Genomic DNA, 16,331 nt, shown 5'->3' with positions numbered 1-16,331 from the left:
TCACTCCCTGCCCAGGATCGCGGCGGCGGCGTCGACGCCCTCGCGGGTGCCGATGACGATCAGGATGTCCCCGCCGGCCAGCCGGAAGTCGGGGGCGGGGGAGGGGACGGCGCCGGTGCGGCGCAGCACGGCGACGATCGAGGCGCCGGTCGCGGTGCGCATCCGGGTCTCCCCGAGCAGTCGGCCGTTCCAGTGCGAGGTGCCCTCGACGGGGAGGCGTTCGGCGACCAGACCCAGGTCGGTGGTGTGCAGCAGGCCCGGGTTGTGGTGAGCGGGCGTCAGGGCGTTGACCAGGGCGGTGGACTCCTCGGCCGTCAGCCGGAACGCCTGGGCGCAGGCGTCGGGGTCGTCCGAGCGGTAGACGTTGAGGCTGCGTGAGCCGTCCCGGTGGGCGATGACGGACAGGTGCCGCTGTTCTCGGGTGGTGAGGTCGTACTGGACGCCGACGCCGGGCAGGGGAGTGGTCCGGACACGGGGGATCGACACGGCGGCTGTCCTCTCGTCAGGGCTTCCCGCTGGCGTGCGCGACGTCCGCCGGAACAGGGCCGGCCCGGTGGGCGGCCGGTGGCCCCGACGGGGGAACCGGCCGCCGCACCGCGTGCGACACGCGGAAGCGCTACCGTGCCAATAGTAATAAGTATGTAAAGCCCTCCTGGTGGGAGGGGTCCCGGTGCTGTCCGGAGCGTGCCCGGGGAGCGGTCACCGGGGGCGGACGTGCGGTACCCCGGTGCGGTGTACGCGTGGTCGCGCACACCGCACCGGGGTACCGGGTTCAGGGGTGGCCGGGCGGCGTCGCCGCCGGCCTACTGCGGCGGCTGGTCGCGGAACTGCTCCTTGGCCTTCTCCTGAGCCGTGTCGACGTGGCCGCCGTACTTGCCCTGGGTGCGTTGGTCGACGGCGTCACCCGCCTTGTCGACGGCCTTGTCGGCCTGGTCCTCGTGGCCCTTCAGCATCTGCTTGATCTTGTCGATCATGGACATTCGGTCACACTCCCGGATGAGACGGCCCCACCCCTCCAGCATCACCGCGCCGCCGGATGTCCGCATCCGGTCAGCTTTCGCGTCAGGGTTGGAAATGTGGCGCCGAGCATGTCAAATCGGGATCTCCATGGACTCTCGGAAGGACTTGCCGTGAACGCTCGGACCCGCCGCCCGACCGCCGCACCTCGCCCGGGGACAGCCCGGACCCGCCGGGTCGCGAGTTCCGCGTTGGCGGTGGCGGCCCTGGTGACCCCGCTGCTGCTGGTCGGTGCCGGGAGCGCCTCGGCCGATCCGGACCCGGGTCGCAAGGGCGCCAGGCTGGCCGCCCGGCTCGTCGAGGAGAGCAGCGCCGACAGCGCCCACCGGACGCTGGTGGCGCTGCAGCGCATCGCCGACCGCAACGGCGGCAACCGGGTGGCGGGATCGCGCGGCCACGACGAGTCGGCCCGTTACGTCTACGACCAGGCCCGCCGGGCCGGACTGAAGGTGTCCAAGCAGGAGTTCGAGTACACCTTCTTCCAGGCGCTCGCGCAGCGGCTGACCGTGGTGTCCCCGCAGGCCGAGGACGTGCCGGTGATCGCCATGACGTACTCCGTCGGCGGCCCCGAAGGCGGCCTGACGGCCCCGCTCGCGGTCGTCCCGGCGGACGCCACCACCGGCTGCGAGGCGGGCGACTACGCGGCCGGGGCGTTCACCGGCCGGATCGCGCTGATCAAGCGCGGCGGCTGCAGCTTCGCCGTCAAGGCGGCCGCGGCGGCGGACGCGGGCGCGCTCGGCGCGATCGTGTACAACAACACCGACGGCGACCTCAACGGCACGCTCGGGGAGCCGACGGCCGGCCGGGTCCCGACCGGTGGGATCGGCAGGGCGGCCGGCGAGGCGCTGGTCGCCAAGGCCGCGGCCGGCCCGGTCACCGTCGGTCTGGACATCCGCACCTTCATGGAGAAGCGCAAGACCTGGAACGTCATCGCCGAGACCCGCGGCGGCGACCCGGAGAACACCGTCGTGATCGGCTCCCACCTCGACTCCGTGGTGGCGGGTCCGGGCATCAACGACAACGGCTCCGGCTCGGCGGGCGTCCTGGAGGTGGCGAAGAACCTCGGCACCCGGCCGGTGAAGAACAAGGTCCGGTTCGCCTGGTGGTCCGCCGAGGAGTTCGGTCTCAAGGGCTCCGAGGCGTACGTGGCGTCGCTCTCCCCGGCCGAGCAGAAGAAGATCAAGCTCTACCTCAACTTCGACATGATCGCCTCGCCCAACTCCGCCCAGTTCGTCTACGACGGCGACGACTCCGACCACGTCGGCTCCGGCCCCGGCCCGGACGGCTCGGCGCAGCTGGAGCGGCGCATCACCGACTACCTGGACCGCCGCGGCCTGCCGCACGAGGGCACCGACTTCACCGGCCGGTCCGACTACGGCCCGTTCATCGACGCCGGCATCCCGGCCGGCGGTACCGACACCGGTGCCGAGGTGATCAAGTCCGCGGCGCAGGCGGCCCGTTACGGCGGCACCGCCGGGGTCGCCTTCGACAAGTGCTACCACAAGGCCTGCGACAACCTGGGCAACCTCGACCTCAAGGCCTTCGACGTCAACATCGACGTGATCGCCGACTCCGTCGGCACCTACGCCTGGGACCTCTCCTCGCTGCACGCGCCGGTGACGCCGCAGCACACCGACGGCCAGGCCGGCAGCGGCGGGGGCCTCCAGGAGGGCCACGCCCACGAGGTCTCGGCCTGACCGTCCGGGGCCCCGCCGACGGGCGGGGCCCCGGACGTCACCCGGCGCGCGCCGCTCGCCGCGCCGGGAGGGCCGGTCCGCCGTGCCGCACCCGGTCACCCGTCCGGCGGTCGGGGGCCGATCGGCCGGGGCCGATGAGTGCGTCGTCCGGGCTCCTGACACCATGGCACCGAGATCACGTCACCGTGACACCCTCGGAGGAGTCAGCATCATGAGCACGCATTACGACGTCGTCGTCCTCGGCGCGGGCCCCGGCGGCTACACCGCCGCTGTCCGTGCCTCCCAGCTGGGTCTGCGGACCGCCGTCATCGAGGCCAAGTACTGGGGCGGGGTCTGCCTCAACGTCGGTTGCATCCCCTCCAAGGCACTGCTGCGCAACGCCGAGCTGGCGCACATCTTCACCAAGGAGGCCAAGACCTTCGGCATCGAGGTCGAGGGCCGGGTGAGGTTCGACTTCGGCGCCGCGTTCCGCCGCAGCCGGACCGTCGCCGACGGCCGGGTCAAGGGCGTCCACTACCTGATGAAGAAGAACGGCATCACCGAGTACGACGGCCGGGGCACCTTCGTCGACGACCGCACCCTCCAGGTGGCGCTGACCGGCGGCGGTTTCGAGGTGGTCACCTTCGACCACTGCGTCATCGCGGCCGGCGCCACCACCCGGCTGCTCCCCGGTACCAGCCTCAGCGAGCGCGTGGTCACCTACGAGGAGCAGATCCTCACCGAGGAGCTGCCGGGCAGCATCATCATCGCGGGCGCCGGCGCGATCGGCGTCGAGTTCGCGTACGTGCTGCACAACTACGGCGTGAAGGTCACCATCGTCGAGTTCCTCGACCGGATGGTGCCGCTGGAGGACGCCGAGGTCTCCGCCGAGCTCGGCAAGCAGTACCGCAAGCTCGGCATCGAGGTGCTCACCTCGACCCGGGTGGAGTCGATCGACGACAGCGACCCGGCCGCCAAGGTCAAGGTCACCGTCACCCGCGACGGTCAGCAGCAGGTGCTGGAGGCCGACAAGGTGCTCCAGGCGATCGGCTTCGCGCCCCGGGTGAACGGCTACGGCCTGGAGAACACCGGGGTGAAGCTCACCGACCGGGGTGCGATCGACATCGACGGCCGGGGCCGCACCAGCGTCGACCACATCTTCGCGATCGGCGACGTCACGGCCAAGCTGATGCTGGCCCACGCGGCCGAGTCGATGGGCGTGATCGCCGCCGAGACCATCGGCGGGGCGGAGACCATGGAGCTCGACTTCGCGATGATCCCCCGCGCCACCTACTGCCAGCCGCAGATCGCCAGCTTCGGCTACACCGAGGCGCAGGCCCGTGAGCTGGGCTACGACGTCAAGGTCGCCAAGTTCCCGTTCACCGCCAACGGCAAGGCGCACGGCCTCGGCCACCCGATCGGCTTCGTCAAGGTCATCAGCGACGGCACCCACGGCGAGCTGCTGGGCGCCCACCTGATCGGCCCCGAGGTCACCGAGCTGCTGCCGGAGCTGACCCTGGCCCAGCAGTGGGACCTCACGGTGCACGAGCTGGCCCGCAACGTGCACGCCCACCCGACCCTGGGCGAGGCGGTCAAGGAGGCCATCCACGGCCTGGCCGGGCACATGATCAACATGTGACGCGGGCGCACGCCGGGCGGACGGTCCCGCCGCCCGCCCGGCGTGCGCGTGTCCGTCCCGGCGCCCGGCCGGGTACGCGCGCCCGCCCCGCGTCGGGACCAGTCCAGTCGCCCCCGATTGGCCATGGCGGGCCCGGCGGAGCCGCCGCTACCGTCCCGGCATGCGAATCCACCTGGTCGACGCCTTCACCGACCGTCCGTTCGCCGGGAACCCGGCCGGCGTGTGCCTGCTGCCCGCCGGGGAGTGGCCGGACGACATCTGGATGCGGCAGCTGGCCGCCGAACTGAACCACTCCGAGACGGCGTTCGCCCTCCCGCTCGCCGACGACGACGAGGCCGACTGGGCCATCCGCTGGTTCACCCCGACCATCGAGGCCACCCTGTGCGGCCACGCCACCCTGGCCACGGCGCACGCGCTCCGCACCGAGCGCGGGATCCTCGGCACCGTGCGGTTCCGCAGCCGCCACCACGGCGTCCTCGTCACCCACACCGATGCCACCGGTGACATCACCCTGGACTTCCCGGCCGCACCGGGCACCGAGGCCCCGGCCCCGGAGGGACTGGCCGAGGCGCTGGGGGTCGAGCCCGGGTCGACCCGGCGCACCGACCCGCTCGGTGACCTGCTGGTCGTCCTGTCGGACGAGGCGACGGTGCGGGCGCTCGCCCCCGACCTGGCGGCGGTGGCGGCGTTGACGCTCCGCGAGGGCCTGCGGGGCGTCATCGTCACCGCGTCCGCGGCCCGGGACGACGCCGGCTACGACTTCGTCTCCCGCTTCTTCGCACCGGCCCGCGGTATCCCGGAGGACCCGGTCACGGGCAGCGCCCACACCGCGCTCGCCCCGTACTGGTCGGCCCGCCTGGGTCGCGACCGGCTCGCCGGACTCCAGGTGTCCGCCCGCACCGGCCTGGTCCGGACCGCCCTGCACGGCGAGCGCGTCCACCTCACGGGAGGCGCGGTGACCGTCCTGGACGGCACCCTGCACGTCCAGCCCGGTCCGGCCGGGCCGGCGATGCCCGGGAGTCGGGCCGTGCGCCCGGCGGTCCGGGCCCTGCGCCGGTAGTCCGGGCCCGTGCGCCCGCGACGGCCGCGGTCCCCCCTCGGTGGGAACGCGGCCGTCGTCGGCCCGACCTGCCTGCTGCTGCGTGAGGAGATCATCCGGGCGGCGACCGCCCTCATCGTGCGGACCGGCTCCGAGCAGTCCGTCACGCCGCGCTCGGTGGCCCGTGAGGTCGGCATCGCCGCCCCCTCGATCTACGCGCACTTCCCCGACCGGGACGCCGTCGTCGAAGCGGTCGCCGTCGAGGCGGTCGCCCGACTCCACCAGGCCATCGCCGCCGCCGTCGCGGCGCACCACGACCCCGTCGAAGCGCTGCTCGCGGGCTGCGCCGCCGACGTCGACTTCGGCGTCCGCGAGCCGGCCCGCTACCGCGTCCTCCTCGGCTGGGCCCGGCCCACGCCCGAGGCCCCCGCCGCCGACGAACCCGGCCGCGAGGGGCTCGACGCCTTCCAGCTCCTCGTCGACAACCTCGACGCCCGCGTGCGGGCCGGGCGCTCGTCCAGTACCGACCCCTTCGCCGACGCGGTGACCGTCTGGACGGCCCTCCACGGCCAGGTCACCCTCCGCGCCGACCTCCCCGACTTCCCCTGGCCCCCCACCGACACCGTCGAGCAGATGACCCGCCGCCTCGCCCGCGTCAACCCCTGACGGCGGGGCGCGGGTGGCACCGCACCACGGCGGCGGGAGGAGAATGCCCGGGTGACCGACACCACCCTCAACCTCTGGCGGCAGCCGCTCGCTTCGGTGCCCGACTCCGTCTGGGACCGCACCGACCTGACGGTCCTCATCCTCGCCGACACCGGTCTGGAGGAACTGCCGCCCGGGATCGGGCGGTTGCGAGGACTGCGCACCCTCGACCTCGGACACAACGCGCTCACCGCCGTGCCCGAGGAACTCGGCGCACTCACCGGGCTGCGCGACTTCCTCTACCTGCACGACAACGCGCTCACCCGGCTGCCGGACGCCCTCGGCCGGCTCACCGCGCTGCGCTACCTCAACATCGGTGAGAACCGGATCGACGAACTCCCGCCGGCGCTCGGCGGGATGACCGCCCTGGTGGAGCTGCGGGCGCAGCACAACCTGCTCACCCGGCTGCCCGACACCCTCGGCCGGCTCGGCGCCCTTCGCGAACTCTGGCTGCGCGGCAACGCGTTGACCGGACTGCCGGTGTCCACCGCCCGGCTCACCCAGCTGCGCGAGCTCGAACTGCGCGACAACGCCCTCACCGAGATCCCGCCCGTACTGGCCGAACTGCCCCTGCTGCGCCGCCTCGACCTGCGGAGCAACCGGATCACCGCACTGCCGGACTGGCTGGCGGAGCTGCCCGCACTGGAGAAGCTCGACCTGCGGTGGAACGACATCGCGCCGTCGGCCCGGCTGCTCGCCACCCTCGCGGAGCGCGGCTGCGTCGTACTGCACTGAGCGCCGTGCCGGAATGTCCGGCGCCGGGCCGGGCCGGGCCGCGATCGCCCGCTCCGCCGCGGGGTGCCGGCGGCGGTCGTCGGTGAGCTGCGGAAAAGCGCTCGTCGCGCGCCGTACCGCCCTGCTACCGTGAGGGACATGAAGCGCGCTGCAGCCGTCCTGACGACGCCGGAGAGAGTCCCGGTGCGCTGACTGCTGATCTGGTCCGAAGCCCCGGGGCGAGTGCCCCGGGGCTTCGTCGTACCGGTCCACTCGCCCCGCGGAGCACCGCCCGCGGATCCCTCCCCGCAGGGCCCCCGCCCGCAAACCCGAGTGGAGACCACCACCATGCACGACCACCGCCGCCTCGGCCGCGAACTCGACCTCTTCGACACCGACCCGCTGATGGGCGCCGGCCTCCCGTACTGGCTGCCCGACGGCGCCGCCGTCCGGCACGCCCTGGAGGAGTTCGTCCGCGGGCGCGAACAACGGGCCGGCTACCGCCACGTGTACTCGCCGGTGCTCGGCAAACGGGAGCTGTACGAGATCTCCGGCCACTGGTCGCACTACCGGGACGACATGTTCCCGCCGATGGACCTGGGGGCCGAGCAGGTCGTGCTGCGCCCCAGCCTCTGCCCGCACCACGCCCTGATCTACCGTTCCCGCGCCCGCAGTTACCGCGAACTCCCGCTGCGGATGGCGGAGCTGGGCGGGATGTACCGGTCCGAGCTGTCCGGTGTGCTGGGCGGGCTGACCAGGGTCCGGGCCATCCAGCTGAACGACGCGCACATCTTCTGCACCCCCGAGCAGGCGGCCGACGAGGCGGTGGCCGCGTTGGAGCTGATCCGCGAGGCGCACCGCGCGCTCGGGATCCGGCCGGTCCGCTACCGGCTCTCGCTGCCCGGCGAGGGCGGGAAGTACGTGGCCGACCCGGCCCTCTGGGAGCGGGCCACCGCGCTGCTGACCGATGTGCTGGAGCGCTCCGGGGTGCCGTTCGAGGCGGCCGAGGGGGAGGCGGCGTTCTACGGTCCGAAGATCGACGTCCAGATCGCCGACGGCGCCGGGCGCGAGTCCACCCTCTCCACCGTCCAGATCGACTTCCACCAGCCCGAGCGGTTCGGTCTGCACTACATCGGCGCCGACGGGGCCAAGCACCGGCCGGTGATGGTGCACCGCGGTGTCATCGGCAGCGTCGAGCGGGTCGTCGCCCACCTGATCGAACTGTACGGCGGCGCGTTCCCGGCCTGGCTGGCACCGACCCAGCTGGTCCTGCTGCCCGTCTCCGAGGGGGAGGTGGCGCAGGCCGGGCGACTGCGGCAGCGCTGCCTGGACCAAGGGCTCCGGGCCGAACTCGTCGGCCCCGAACACGGCAGCCTGGGCGCGCGGATCAGGGCGGCCCGGCTGGTCCCGTACCAGGCGGTGATCGGGCCGAAGGAGGCGGCGGACGAGCGGGTGGCCCTGCGGCTGCGCGACGGGCGCAGGCTCGGCCCGATGCCGGCCGGAGAGGCGCTGGCCCGGATCGGCGCCCTGGTCGGGGCGTTCAGCCCGGAGCTGTGGGAGGCCCCGCCGGCGGGGGAGTGAGTGGCCCGGACGCCCCCGGACGGCCTGGTCGGGGGGCGTCCGGGGGCCGGGCCGGGTCACTGCGCGGGAGCGCCGCACCCCGCACGAGCTGCTGCGGCGCGTCCAGCAGGACCCGCCGGGCCCACTCCGCACCCGGCCGGCGGTGGCGGTCGGTCAGCCGAGCGGCAGCGGGCGGCGGGCTCCGGCGAACTCGGCCGCCCAGCGGGGCTCGTCGAGGACGCCCGGGAGCCTGGCGACCAGGGTCCCGGTCCGCTCCGCGTGGATCATCGCACCGTCGCCCGCGTAGACGCCGACGTGGTGCAGCGGAGCGTCCGGGCGCGAGAAGAAGAGCAGATCGCCGGGGAGCAGCTCGGGCCGGGCGACCGGTGCGGAGCGGTGGTACTGCGCGACGGTGTAGTGGGCGAGGTCGACGGTGCCGCCGCTGGCCCGGTACCAGCAGTGGAGGGCCAGCCCGCTGCAGTCGAAGCCGACGGTGTCCTCGCCCAGGCACCGGCCGTCCAGGTAGCCGTTCTCCTCGTCGCAGAACCCGATGCTCGCGCCCAGCCGGTCGCCGCCGCCCCAGGCGTACGGCACGCCGAGCTGGTCGGCCGCGACCTCGGCGACCCGGCGGCCCAGGGTGGCCGCCGGTACCGCGGTGGGCGGTGGGGCCGGCGTCGCCCGCGCCGCGGCGGTCGCCAGCGCCGGTACGACGCTCGCGCCCAGCGCCAGCCCCAGGAGCCGGCGGCGGCCGGTACCCCGGTCCGACAGGTGAAGCGCCATGGTGGGACCTCGTCGTCTCTCTCGTCACTGCCCCGTCTCCGCGGACCACCAGGATCGGGCCCGGCGGTGCGTCACGCCATCACCCACAACGGTGAACCGGGAGTGCGGGAGTGCGGGAGTCCGGGGGCGCGGGAGTCCGGGGGCGCGGAGCAGGGCGGACGGCCCGGCCGAGGTGCGGCCGTGCTGCGGAACGGCGACGGCTCAAATGGTTTGACGCACGATCAGGAGCACGTCGACGATGGGGCGGACGCACCCGTTCGACCCTCGGAGCTGTGATGAGCGGTACGGTCCGGCTGATCCGCAACAACCGGCTCACCCAGGCGGTGGACTACGCCTACGCCGCATCCGTGGACGCGCCGGTCCGCTCGCTCTGGCTGGCGGGGGCCTGCCCGCTCGACGGCGAGGGCCGGACGGTCGCGGTGGGCGACTTCGCGGGCCAGACACACCAGGTGATGCGCAATCTGATCACCGTCCTGGAGGACGAGGGCGCCGCGCTGACCGACCTCGTCCGCACCACCGTGTACGTCGCCTCCTCCCGGCAGGAGGACTTGGTGCAGGCGTGGGAGGTCTACCGCTCCTACCTGGGGGCTCACGACGTGCCGAGCACCCTGCTCGGCGTCACCGTCCTCGGCTACGACGACCAGCTCGTCGAGGTGGAGGCGGTCGCCGTGCTCTCCTGAGCGCCGCCCCGGCGGGCCGGTTCACGATGGGTCGGGCCGGTTCCGGGTGGGTCGGCGCCGGGCGGGTCAGTGCCGGGTGGGTCAGTGCGCGGCGAGGAGGGCGTCGAGCTGTTGGTAGCCCTCGATCACGCCGCGGTCCATCCCGCCGGCCATGATCGCGTCGCGGGTGGCCAGGCTGTCGACGAGCGAGAGCGAGCTGACCCGGGTGCGGCCTTCGCCGACCGCTTCGAAGCGCACCGTCTCCAGCGAGACGCCGTCCGGCACGCCCTCGAAGGTGAAGGTCTGGACGATGCGGCTGTCCGGGCGCAGCTCGTGGAACGAGCCGTAGAACGAGGCGATCACCTCGCCCGCCGGTCCGTTCCCCTCCCCGTCAGCGCCCCCGTCCGTGGCCAGGGCGGAGTAGCGGTAGCTGCCACCGGTGCGGGCGTCCCAGACGTCGATCTTCATGACCCGGTCCTTGGGACCGAGCCACCGCGTCACCAGCTCGGGATCGGTCCAGGCGCGGAACACCCGGGCCGGCGGGGCGTCGAACTCGCGGACGATGCGGATGACGGGCAGGGCCGGATCCGCTTCGATCGTGGTCCGGCGGTCGTGGGTGGAGGTCATGACGTCGCTCCTTCGTGCGGTCCTGATTCGGCCGGTCCGGATGCGTGGTGTCCGGTTCGGACCTGTTCGGTGGGCGTCGGTGGTGCGACGGTCGCCGCGGGCTCGCCGTCGGGCCCGCCGTCGTCGGGCTCGCCGCCGTCGTCGGGGTCGCCGTCCATCGCGGCGAGGACGGCATCCAGGCGGCCGAAGCGCTCCTCGGCCTGTCGGCGGTACCGCTCGATCCAGACCGTCATCAGGTCGAGCACCTCGGGTTCGAGGTGGCAGGGCCGGCGCTGGGCATCGCGGCTGCGGCTCACCAGCCCGGCCTCCTCCAGCACCTTGAGGTGCTTGGAGACCGCCTGCATCGACATGGCGTAGGACTCCGCGAGTTCGCCGACGCCCGCGTCCCGGACGGAGAGTCGGGCGACGATGTCGCGCCTGGTCGGGTCGGCCAGGGCGACGAACGCCCTCGACAACGGGTCGGTGGCCACCGCGCACCTCCGCATTCTTTCGCAACCGTTTGGTTGAGTACGAGGCTACGCCCCCCTGCGCCATTGCTCAACCGGTTGGTTGAATTCCCTGGGCGGCGTCCGCCGCCGGGTGTCGGGGCCGCGCACCCGGGGTGCCCCCGAGGTCCTCGGCGGGGCGTCGGCCGCGGGTCGGTGTCCGCGCGGCGTGCGGAGCGGCCGGCTGGGAGCGGGGCGCCGCCCGGGGAGGGGGTGGAAACGGCGGAGGGCCCGCGGCGGGTGTGTGCGCCGCGGGCCCTCCGGGGTGCCCGACCGGGGTAGGTCCGTCCGGTTGTCACTCCTGCTTGATCGCGGAGATGTCGAACTCCAGCACGACCTTGTCGCCGACCAGGACGCCACCGCCTTCGAGGGCGGCGTTCCAGGTGATGCCGTAGTCCTTCCGGCTGATGGTGACCGATCCCTCCAGGCCGACCCGGAGGTTGCCGTAGGGGTCACGGGCGTTGCCGGTGTACTCGAAGTCGATGGTGATCGGGCGGGTGGTGCCCTTGATGGTCAGATCGCCGCTGACCCGGTACTCGCTGTCGCTCCGCTGCTCGACGCCCGTCGAGGTGAAGGTGATCTTCGGGTGGGTCGGCGCGTCGAGGAAGTCGTTGGTGCGCAGGTGGCCGTCGCGCTGCTCGTTGCCGGTGTCGATGCTCTCGGCGCTGATCGACACCTGTGCGGTGGAGCGGCTCGGGTCGGCGCCATCGAGGTGGGCGCCGCCTTCGAAGGTGTGGAAGGCGCCACGCACCTTGGTCACCATGGCGTGGCGTGCGACGAAGCCGATCCGGGTGTGCGTCGGGTCCAGGACGTAGTCGCCGGTGAGATCGGACAGCGGGGTCGTCGTGGTCACGGGATCTCCTGAGGGGGGACGGAGGCGGAGCCGGAGGTGCGGAGCCCGCGCCGCCGGCCGCGCCCGTCCGGGGGGAGACGGCAGGCCGGGCGGGGTGCCCCGGGCCACGTTAGGCGCTCCCTCCCGGTGCCGCACGCGGTGGTTCACCCGACCGGACCAGTCGACGTCACCTCCTGCGCGCGGAGTCTGGCGCGGAGCCTCATGGGCGGCCGCTCACCGACGCCGCCACCGCCCGACCGGCCCTCCCGGTGGTCGCTGTCGCGTATCGGGAGAGCACCGGGGACGGGAACCCGCAGTTCCAGGCGTTCTGGAAGCGCGTCGACGATGCCCTGAACGCGGCTCCCGCGACGCCGTTCCCGTAGGCGCCGTTCCGGTGGACGCCGTCCGGTTCCACCGCTTCCTTCCGTGCGGCCGGCTCGGCCGGTCGTGCCCGCTCCGCCGCCCGGTAGGGGCCCGAGGTCCTGAACACCGACGAGGACGTCGGCGTGGTCACCTTCCACCGCCTTCGACGGGCACGACAAAACCGCATGGTCGGTTCGTTACCCCCTCACCTGATCACCGTGATGTACGAAACAGCGGATTCGGTCGGTTAATCAGTGCCGGTTAAGATACGGGCTGTCTGGTTTTGTTCAAGCGGCGCGGTGGGCGGGGTGGTCGTGTGGTGCGGCAGGAGCGGGCGGTGCGGACGCGCCGGTTGATTCTGGAGGCGGCGGCATCGGTGTTCGACGAATGCGGGTACGAGGCGGCGACGATCGGCGAGGTGGTGGCCCGCGCCGGCGTCACCCGCGGGGCGGTCTACTTCCACTTCGCGTCCAAGCGGGATCTCGCGCAAGGGGTGGTGGAGGAGCAGTTCGCCCAGGATTCGGTGCCGGAACGTGCTTGCAAGATCCAGGAGTTCGTCGACACCGGCATGGTGGTGGCGCATCTGATGCCGCGTGACACGCTGCTGAGCGCGGGCGCCCGGCTGTCGTTGGGCCAGGACGGCATCGGGGAGCTGGGCGGGGGCGCCGTCCCCGGGTGGATCGCCAGGTTCGAGGCGCTCCTGGCGGCTGCGGGGAGGCGCGGCGAACTGCTGCCCCATGTGGTGCCGGCCGATACGGCCTGGCTGGTGACGGCGGCTTGGGCCGGGGTGCAGATCCAGTCGCAGAAGCTCTCCGGTCGCGCGGACCTGGAACGGCGGGTCGCGGGCCTCTTCCAGCACGTCCTGCCGAGCGTCGCGGTGCCGGGTGTGCTGGCCTCCTTGGAGATGGACGCGGGCCGTGGCGCGCGAGTGGTCGCCGAGGTGGCCGCGGCCCGCGCCGCCGCCGACCGGGCCGAGGGCGGGCCGACGCCGGCCGGTTCCCCCGCCCGCTGACTCCTCGCTCGCACCGCCGGCCTTCGGGTCCGGAGGCCGCTGGAACGAACCGGCGGGCAAACCGAACAGCCCGTCCGGTTTGGGATCGACCAAACCGCGCGTCCCGTTTTCGGCGAATCCAGGTGGCTTCGGCGCCGGCGGGCCCATCCGGGCACGGCGCGTGGCACGGCGCCGAGGCGGTGTGCGCGGATCGCCCCGCCCGTCGGACCGGGCCGTCCCCGCAAACCAATGTGCCAAGGATGCGTCGGCAGATCACCGGAGGGGTTACCTGGTGACCATCAGTCACGGCATCGTCGACGCGCGGGAGTTCGACCGATCGGTGGGTGCCGGCCGGGGGCCCCGGGGGGACGCGTGTTCCACCGGAGGGCCGGCAGCGGTCCGGCGCGGACCGTGCCGGCCTCCTGCGGAGCGGGTGAAGAACGGCACGGGCCGCCGTGCCGGCCCCGGCGAGATGCGGGCGTGAGGAGTGGAGGGCCGGTTGGTGCAGGAGAGATCGGAGCGGACGCGCGGGCGTCTGGTAGCGGCGGGAGCGGAACTGTTCGACCGGTCCGGCTACGCGGGCGCGACACTCGCGGACATCGCCGCGGCGGCGGGGGTGACGAAGGGCGCGCTGTACTTCCACTTCAGCTCGAAGGAGGAGCTGGCGCGGGCGGTGGTCGAGCACGCCGAGCGGGCGCTGCGGACCGCCTGCTGCGCGCTGCGGGCGGAGTCCTCGTCGGTGCAGGCACTGATCGACGCCGGGTACTGGCTGGTGACGGCGTTGGAGTCGGACGCGGTGGTCCGGGCGGCGTTCCGGCTGGGCCGCGAGGAGGGGGCCTGGCAGGGCGGGGCCGGGCCGGTCGCCGGCGTCCGGGGTTTCCAGGGGGTCTGGGCGGGCGCCGTCCGGGAGCTGCTGGCCGGCGCCCGCCGGGCCGGCGAGCTGCGCGACCGCTCGGGCGGAGTGGGGCCGGAGTCCCTGCTGATCGCCGCCGCGTGCGGGCTGGAGGTGCTGGGCGGCGCCACGCGCGACCGGAAGGAGCTGGCCGACCGCCTGCAGTCGTTCTGGGACTGGCTGCTGCCCTGCCTGGTGCCCTCGGAAGCGGTCTACTCCTACCGTACGGTGGCGCCACCGGCCGGCTGAGCGTCGGCCCGGCGGGTTTCGGGACCGGCCGACCGCCGGCCCGCGGCGGATCCCGGCGCGGGCCCGGGGGCTCCTGAGCGGTCCGGCCGGCCCGGGTGCCGGACGTCCCGGCGCCGGCCGGGCCCGGGGCCCCGCGCCGGCGACCGGATGTCAGTGCCCGGAGCCATGATGGCGGTATGAAGGACGCAGCCACCATGGCCTCTCCCGTTGCCCTGGCCTCTCCGGACGCCTACGCCGACGCCGTCGCCGACGCCGTACGGGCCGCCGCGGCGTACTACGCCGACGGCGCCACCCCGCTCGGCGACGACGAGTACGACGCCCTGGTACGCGCCATCGAGGTGTACGAGCGCGCGCACCCGCAGGAGGTGCTCCCGGACTCCCCGACCGGCAAGGTGGCCGGCGGTGCGGTGGTCGGGGACGTCCCGCACTCGGTGCCGATGCTCTCGCTCGACAACGTCTTCTCCGCCGAGGAGCTGGCCGCCTGGGCGGAGGGCCTGGAGCGGCGCCTGGGCCGCCCGGTGGCCGGCTGGTGCGTCGAGCCGAAGCTGGACGGCCTGGCGATCGCCGCCCGCTACCGGTCCGGGCGGCTCACCCGCGTGCTGACCCGCGGCGACGGCCTCGCCGGTGAGGACATCACCCACGCCGCCGACGCGGTGCTCGGGCTGCCCGCCCGGCTCACCGAACCGCTGGACATCGAGCTGCGCGGCGAAGTCCTGCTCACCCAGGAGTTCTTTCCGCTGTTCAAATCTGTCTCATGAGATGTGTGGTTCAGTCTCGACTCGTTGTGGTTGTACGAGACAGGTGAGCTGACGGGAGTTCCTCTCAGGCCCCTGGGGAGGAGCGAGAGTGGACCTTGCCTTTGTGCAGTCCGGGCTGCTGGAGAAGCACCTGGACAGTGAAGTGATCTCCGCGGTGGAGGTGGCCGCGCTGTTGAAGCGGCGGGGCGTTCTCGACGGGACGCCGGTGTACCTCGACGAGGAGACACAGATGCCGGTCCCTCCTCTGTGCGAGTTCGGCGGATACCTCTCGACGGCCTTGCTGGATATGACCACGCTGAAGGACTACGGGCGGGTGATCGGCCGACTGAACGACCACTTGGCCGGTCTGGACAGCGATGTGTTGTCAGCGACCGAGTCCGATCTCGTCTCATACCGCGGCCATCGGACCCAACGGCAGAAGAAGCCGGTCGGCGGGTCGGTCTGGAGCCGCGAGTCGTTCGTCCTTGACGACTTCTACGGCTTCCTCGTCGACCGAAAGATCTTGACACACCGCCCGGCCAGGCTGGCCGCACGGGGACGCAACGCATTGGCGCCACGAGTCCGCTCGGGCATGGATATCCGACACCTGACGTTCGAGCAGTACCGGTACCTCCGAGACGTGGGACTGGGCGGGCAACTGCCCAACGCTCAGATCAGTCCAACCTTCCGAGGGTGGTCCCCTCTGCGCGATCGAGCCGGCGCCGACATCGCCCTGGGGTCGGGGACACGGTGGCGGGAGTGGGCCACGGTCCTCCTTCCCGAGATGGGTCTGTGGCCCGGAATACCGGGCGGGGCATCGGAGTTCACCGTCCAAGCCTGCGCGAAGTACGCCAAAGCGCGCCCCATCTACGTCCCCGAGGACGCCGTCGGGTCTGCTGACCTTTTCTGCATGCTCGAGCGCCCGGACATCGTCCGCAAAGCCGCCCGAGGACTGGAGCGCAAGGCCCGCGACCTGTTCGTGGTCAGCGACGTCGACGTCGCTGGCGGCCGGGTGCGGGGCATCCTGGACGGGGCCGTCCGCGAGTTCGAGATGTCGGCCATGGACGCCAAGATCCGGCGGATCACCGTCTTCGAGGGCGAGTTCGGTCTGGAGGCCCTGACCTTGTTCGTCTGCCGAGGCGGTCTGATGCCGGGGGCGGATGCCTGGAAGGGCTACCGCCACCGAGCCTGGACGCGCATGAACGCGCTCGCTGACGAGACCACGCCACTGCTGCCGGCTCGACGCTGGCGCTGGCACGACCTGCGACACATTGTCTCCGCTTAGTTCCCGTGTGTGATTAGCCCCAAGTGAGGCTGTGGCCTTGGGGTTTGTGAGTTGCCTCGGGCCGTGTGGTGTTTCTACTGT

Annotated in this window: 16 protein-coding genes and 1 pseudogene; 11 read left to right on the top strand and 6 right to left on the bottom strand. The window is 72.9% G+C overall.

The window, feature by feature from the left end; translation table 11 throughout:
- Complete coding sequence (locus ACFXHB_RS36935; protein WP_380580109.1) at positions 1-486, bottom strand: cation:proton antiporter regulatory subunit; 486 nt, start codon at positions 484-486, stop codon at positions 1-3.
- Between the two features lie 317 nt (positions 487-803).
- Complete coding sequence (locus ACFXHB_RS36930) at positions 804-980, bottom strand: antitoxin (RefSeq protein WP_380580108.1); 177 nt, start codon at positions 978-980, stop codon at positions 804-806.
- 228 nt (positions 981-1,208) lie between these two features.
- Here ACFXHB_RS36930 and ACFXHB_RS36925 point away from each other — a divergent pair, with 228 nt between their 5' ends.
- The 6 genes from ACFXHB_RS36925 to thrS all read left to right on the top strand — a co-directional run bounded on the left by ACFXHB_RS36925 (position 1,209) and on the right by thrS (position 8,371).
- The gene (locus ACFXHB_RS36925) at positions 1,209-2,714 is read left to right on the top strand and encodes a M28 family metallopeptidase (RefSeq protein ID WP_380580146.1); all 1,506 of its coding nucleotides are present in this window, start codon (positions 1,209-1,211) and stop codon (positions 2,712-2,714) included.
- Positions 2,715-2,925: 211 nt separating this feature from the next.
- Positions 2,926-4,332, top strand: a complete 1,407-nt coding sequence (gene lpdA, locus ACFXHB_RS36920) for a dihydrolipoyl dehydrogenase (protein ID WP_380580106.1) — start codon at positions 2,926-2,928, stop codon at positions 4,330-4,332.
- A gap of 160 nt (positions 4,333-4,492) precedes the next feature.
- Positions 4,493-5,392 (top strand): PhzF family phenazine biosynthesis protein, encoded by a 900-nt coding sequence (locus ACFXHB_RS36915; RefSeq protein WP_380580104.1) that lies wholly within the window; start codon positions 4,493-4,495, stop codon positions 5,390-5,392.
- A 9-nt stretch (positions 5,393-5,401) separates the two neighbouring features.
- Positions 5,402-6,037 (top strand): TetR/AcrR family transcriptional regulator, encoded by a 636-nt coding sequence (locus ACFXHB_RS36910; protein ID WP_380580102.1) that lies wholly within the window; start codon positions 5,402-5,404, stop codon positions 6,035-6,037.
- Positions 6,038-6,088: 51 nt separating this feature from the next.
- On the top strand, positions 6,089-6,811 hold the full coding sequence (locus tag ACFXHB_RS36905; protein WP_380580100.1) for a leucine-rich repeat domain-containing protein: 723 nt from the start codon (positions 6,089-6,091) through the stop codon (positions 6,809-6,811).
- 222 nt (positions 6,812-7,033) lie between these two features.
- On the top strand, positions 7,034-8,371 hold the full coding sequence (thrS, locus tag ACFXHB_RS36900) for a threonine--tRNA ligase (protein WP_380580098.1): 1,338 nt from the start codon (positions 7,034-7,036) through the stop codon (positions 8,369-8,371).
- A gap of 153 nt (positions 8,372-8,524) precedes the next feature.
- Here the strand turns inward: thrS and ACFXHB_RS36895 are convergent, their stop codons facing one another.
- Complete coding sequence (locus tag ACFXHB_RS36895; protein WP_380580096.1) at positions 8,525-9,130, bottom strand: C40 family peptidase; 606 nt, start codon at positions 9,128-9,130, stop codon at positions 8,525-8,527.
- Between the two features lie 275 nt (positions 9,131-9,405).
- On the opposite strand from ACFXHB_RS36895, the gene ACFXHB_RS36890 reads away from it, so the two are divergent.
- Positions 9,406-9,810 carry a RidA family protein gene (locus tag ACFXHB_RS36890; protein ID WP_380580094.1) on the top strand — a complete coding sequence of 135 codons (405 nt, stop codon included), beginning with the start codon at positions 9,406-9,408 and terminating at the stop codon, positions 9,808-9,810.
- Between the two features lie 81 nt (positions 9,811-9,891).
- Here the strand turns inward: ACFXHB_RS36890 and ACFXHB_RS36885 are convergent, their stop codons facing one another.
- The 3 genes from ACFXHB_RS36885 to ACFXHB_RS36875 all read right to left on the bottom strand — a co-directional run bounded on the left by ACFXHB_RS36885 (position 9,892) and on the right by ACFXHB_RS36875 (position 11,754).
- Positions 9,892-10,416 carry an SRPBCC family protein gene (locus ACFXHB_RS36885; protein WP_380580092.1) on the bottom strand — a complete coding sequence of 175 codons (525 nt, stop codon included), beginning with the start codon at positions 10,414-10,416 and terminating at the stop codon, positions 9,892-9,894.
- Positions 10,413-10,886 carry an ArsR/SmtB family transcription factor gene (locus ACFXHB_RS36880; RefSeq protein ID WP_380580090.1) on the bottom strand — a complete coding sequence of 158 codons (474 nt, stop codon included), beginning with the start codon at positions 10,884-10,886 and terminating at the stop codon, positions 10,413-10,415. Before ACFXHB_RS36880 ends, ACFXHB_RS36885 begins: the two co-directional genes overlap by 4 nt.
- A 310-nt stretch (positions 10,887-11,196) precedes the next feature.
- On the bottom strand, positions 11,197-11,754 hold the full coding sequence (locus ACFXHB_RS36875; protein ID WP_380580088.1) for a YceI family protein: 558 nt from the start codon (positions 11,752-11,754) through the stop codon (positions 11,197-11,199).
- Between the two features lie 679 nt (positions 11,755-12,433).
- On the opposite strand from ACFXHB_RS36875, the gene ACFXHB_RS36870 reads away from it, so the two are divergent.
- From ACFXHB_RS36870 to ACFXHB_RS36855, 4 genes and pseudogenes are all read left to right on the top strand, one after another.
- Positions 12,434-13,108, top strand: a complete 675-nt coding sequence (locus tag ACFXHB_RS36870; protein ID WP_380580086.1) for a ScbR family autoregulator-binding transcription factor — start codon at positions 12,434-12,436, stop codon at positions 13,106-13,108.
- Positions 13,109-13,589: 481 nt separating this feature from the next.
- Positions 13,590-14,228, top strand: a complete 639-nt coding sequence (locus ACFXHB_RS36865) for a ScbR family autoregulator-binding transcription factor (protein ID WP_380580084.1) — start codon at positions 13,590-13,592, stop codon at positions 14,226-14,228.
- Positions 14,229-14,422: 194 nt separating this feature from the next.
- Positions 14,423-14,962 (top strand): annotated as a pseudogene (locus ACFXHB_RS36860) (NAD-dependent DNA ligase LigA); the annotation flags it as partial.
- Between the two features lie 112 nt (positions 14,963-15,074).
- Positions 15,075-16,250: a hypothetical protein gene (locus ACFXHB_RS36855; RefSeq protein WP_380580082.1), complete on the top strand. Its 1,176-nt coding sequence runs from the start codon at positions 15,075-15,077 to the stop codon at positions 16,248-16,250.
- Positions 16,251-16,331 lie beyond the last annotated feature (81 nt).

The organism is Kitasatospora sp. NPDC059327, assembly GCF_042752535.1.
Taxonomy (GTDB): domain Bacteria; phylum Actinomycetota; class Actinomycetes; order Streptomycetales; family Streptomycetaceae; genus Kitasatospora.
The sequence above is the reverse complement of the archived record's forward strand: the minus strand, read 5'-3'. Positions and strand labels throughout refer to the sequence as shown.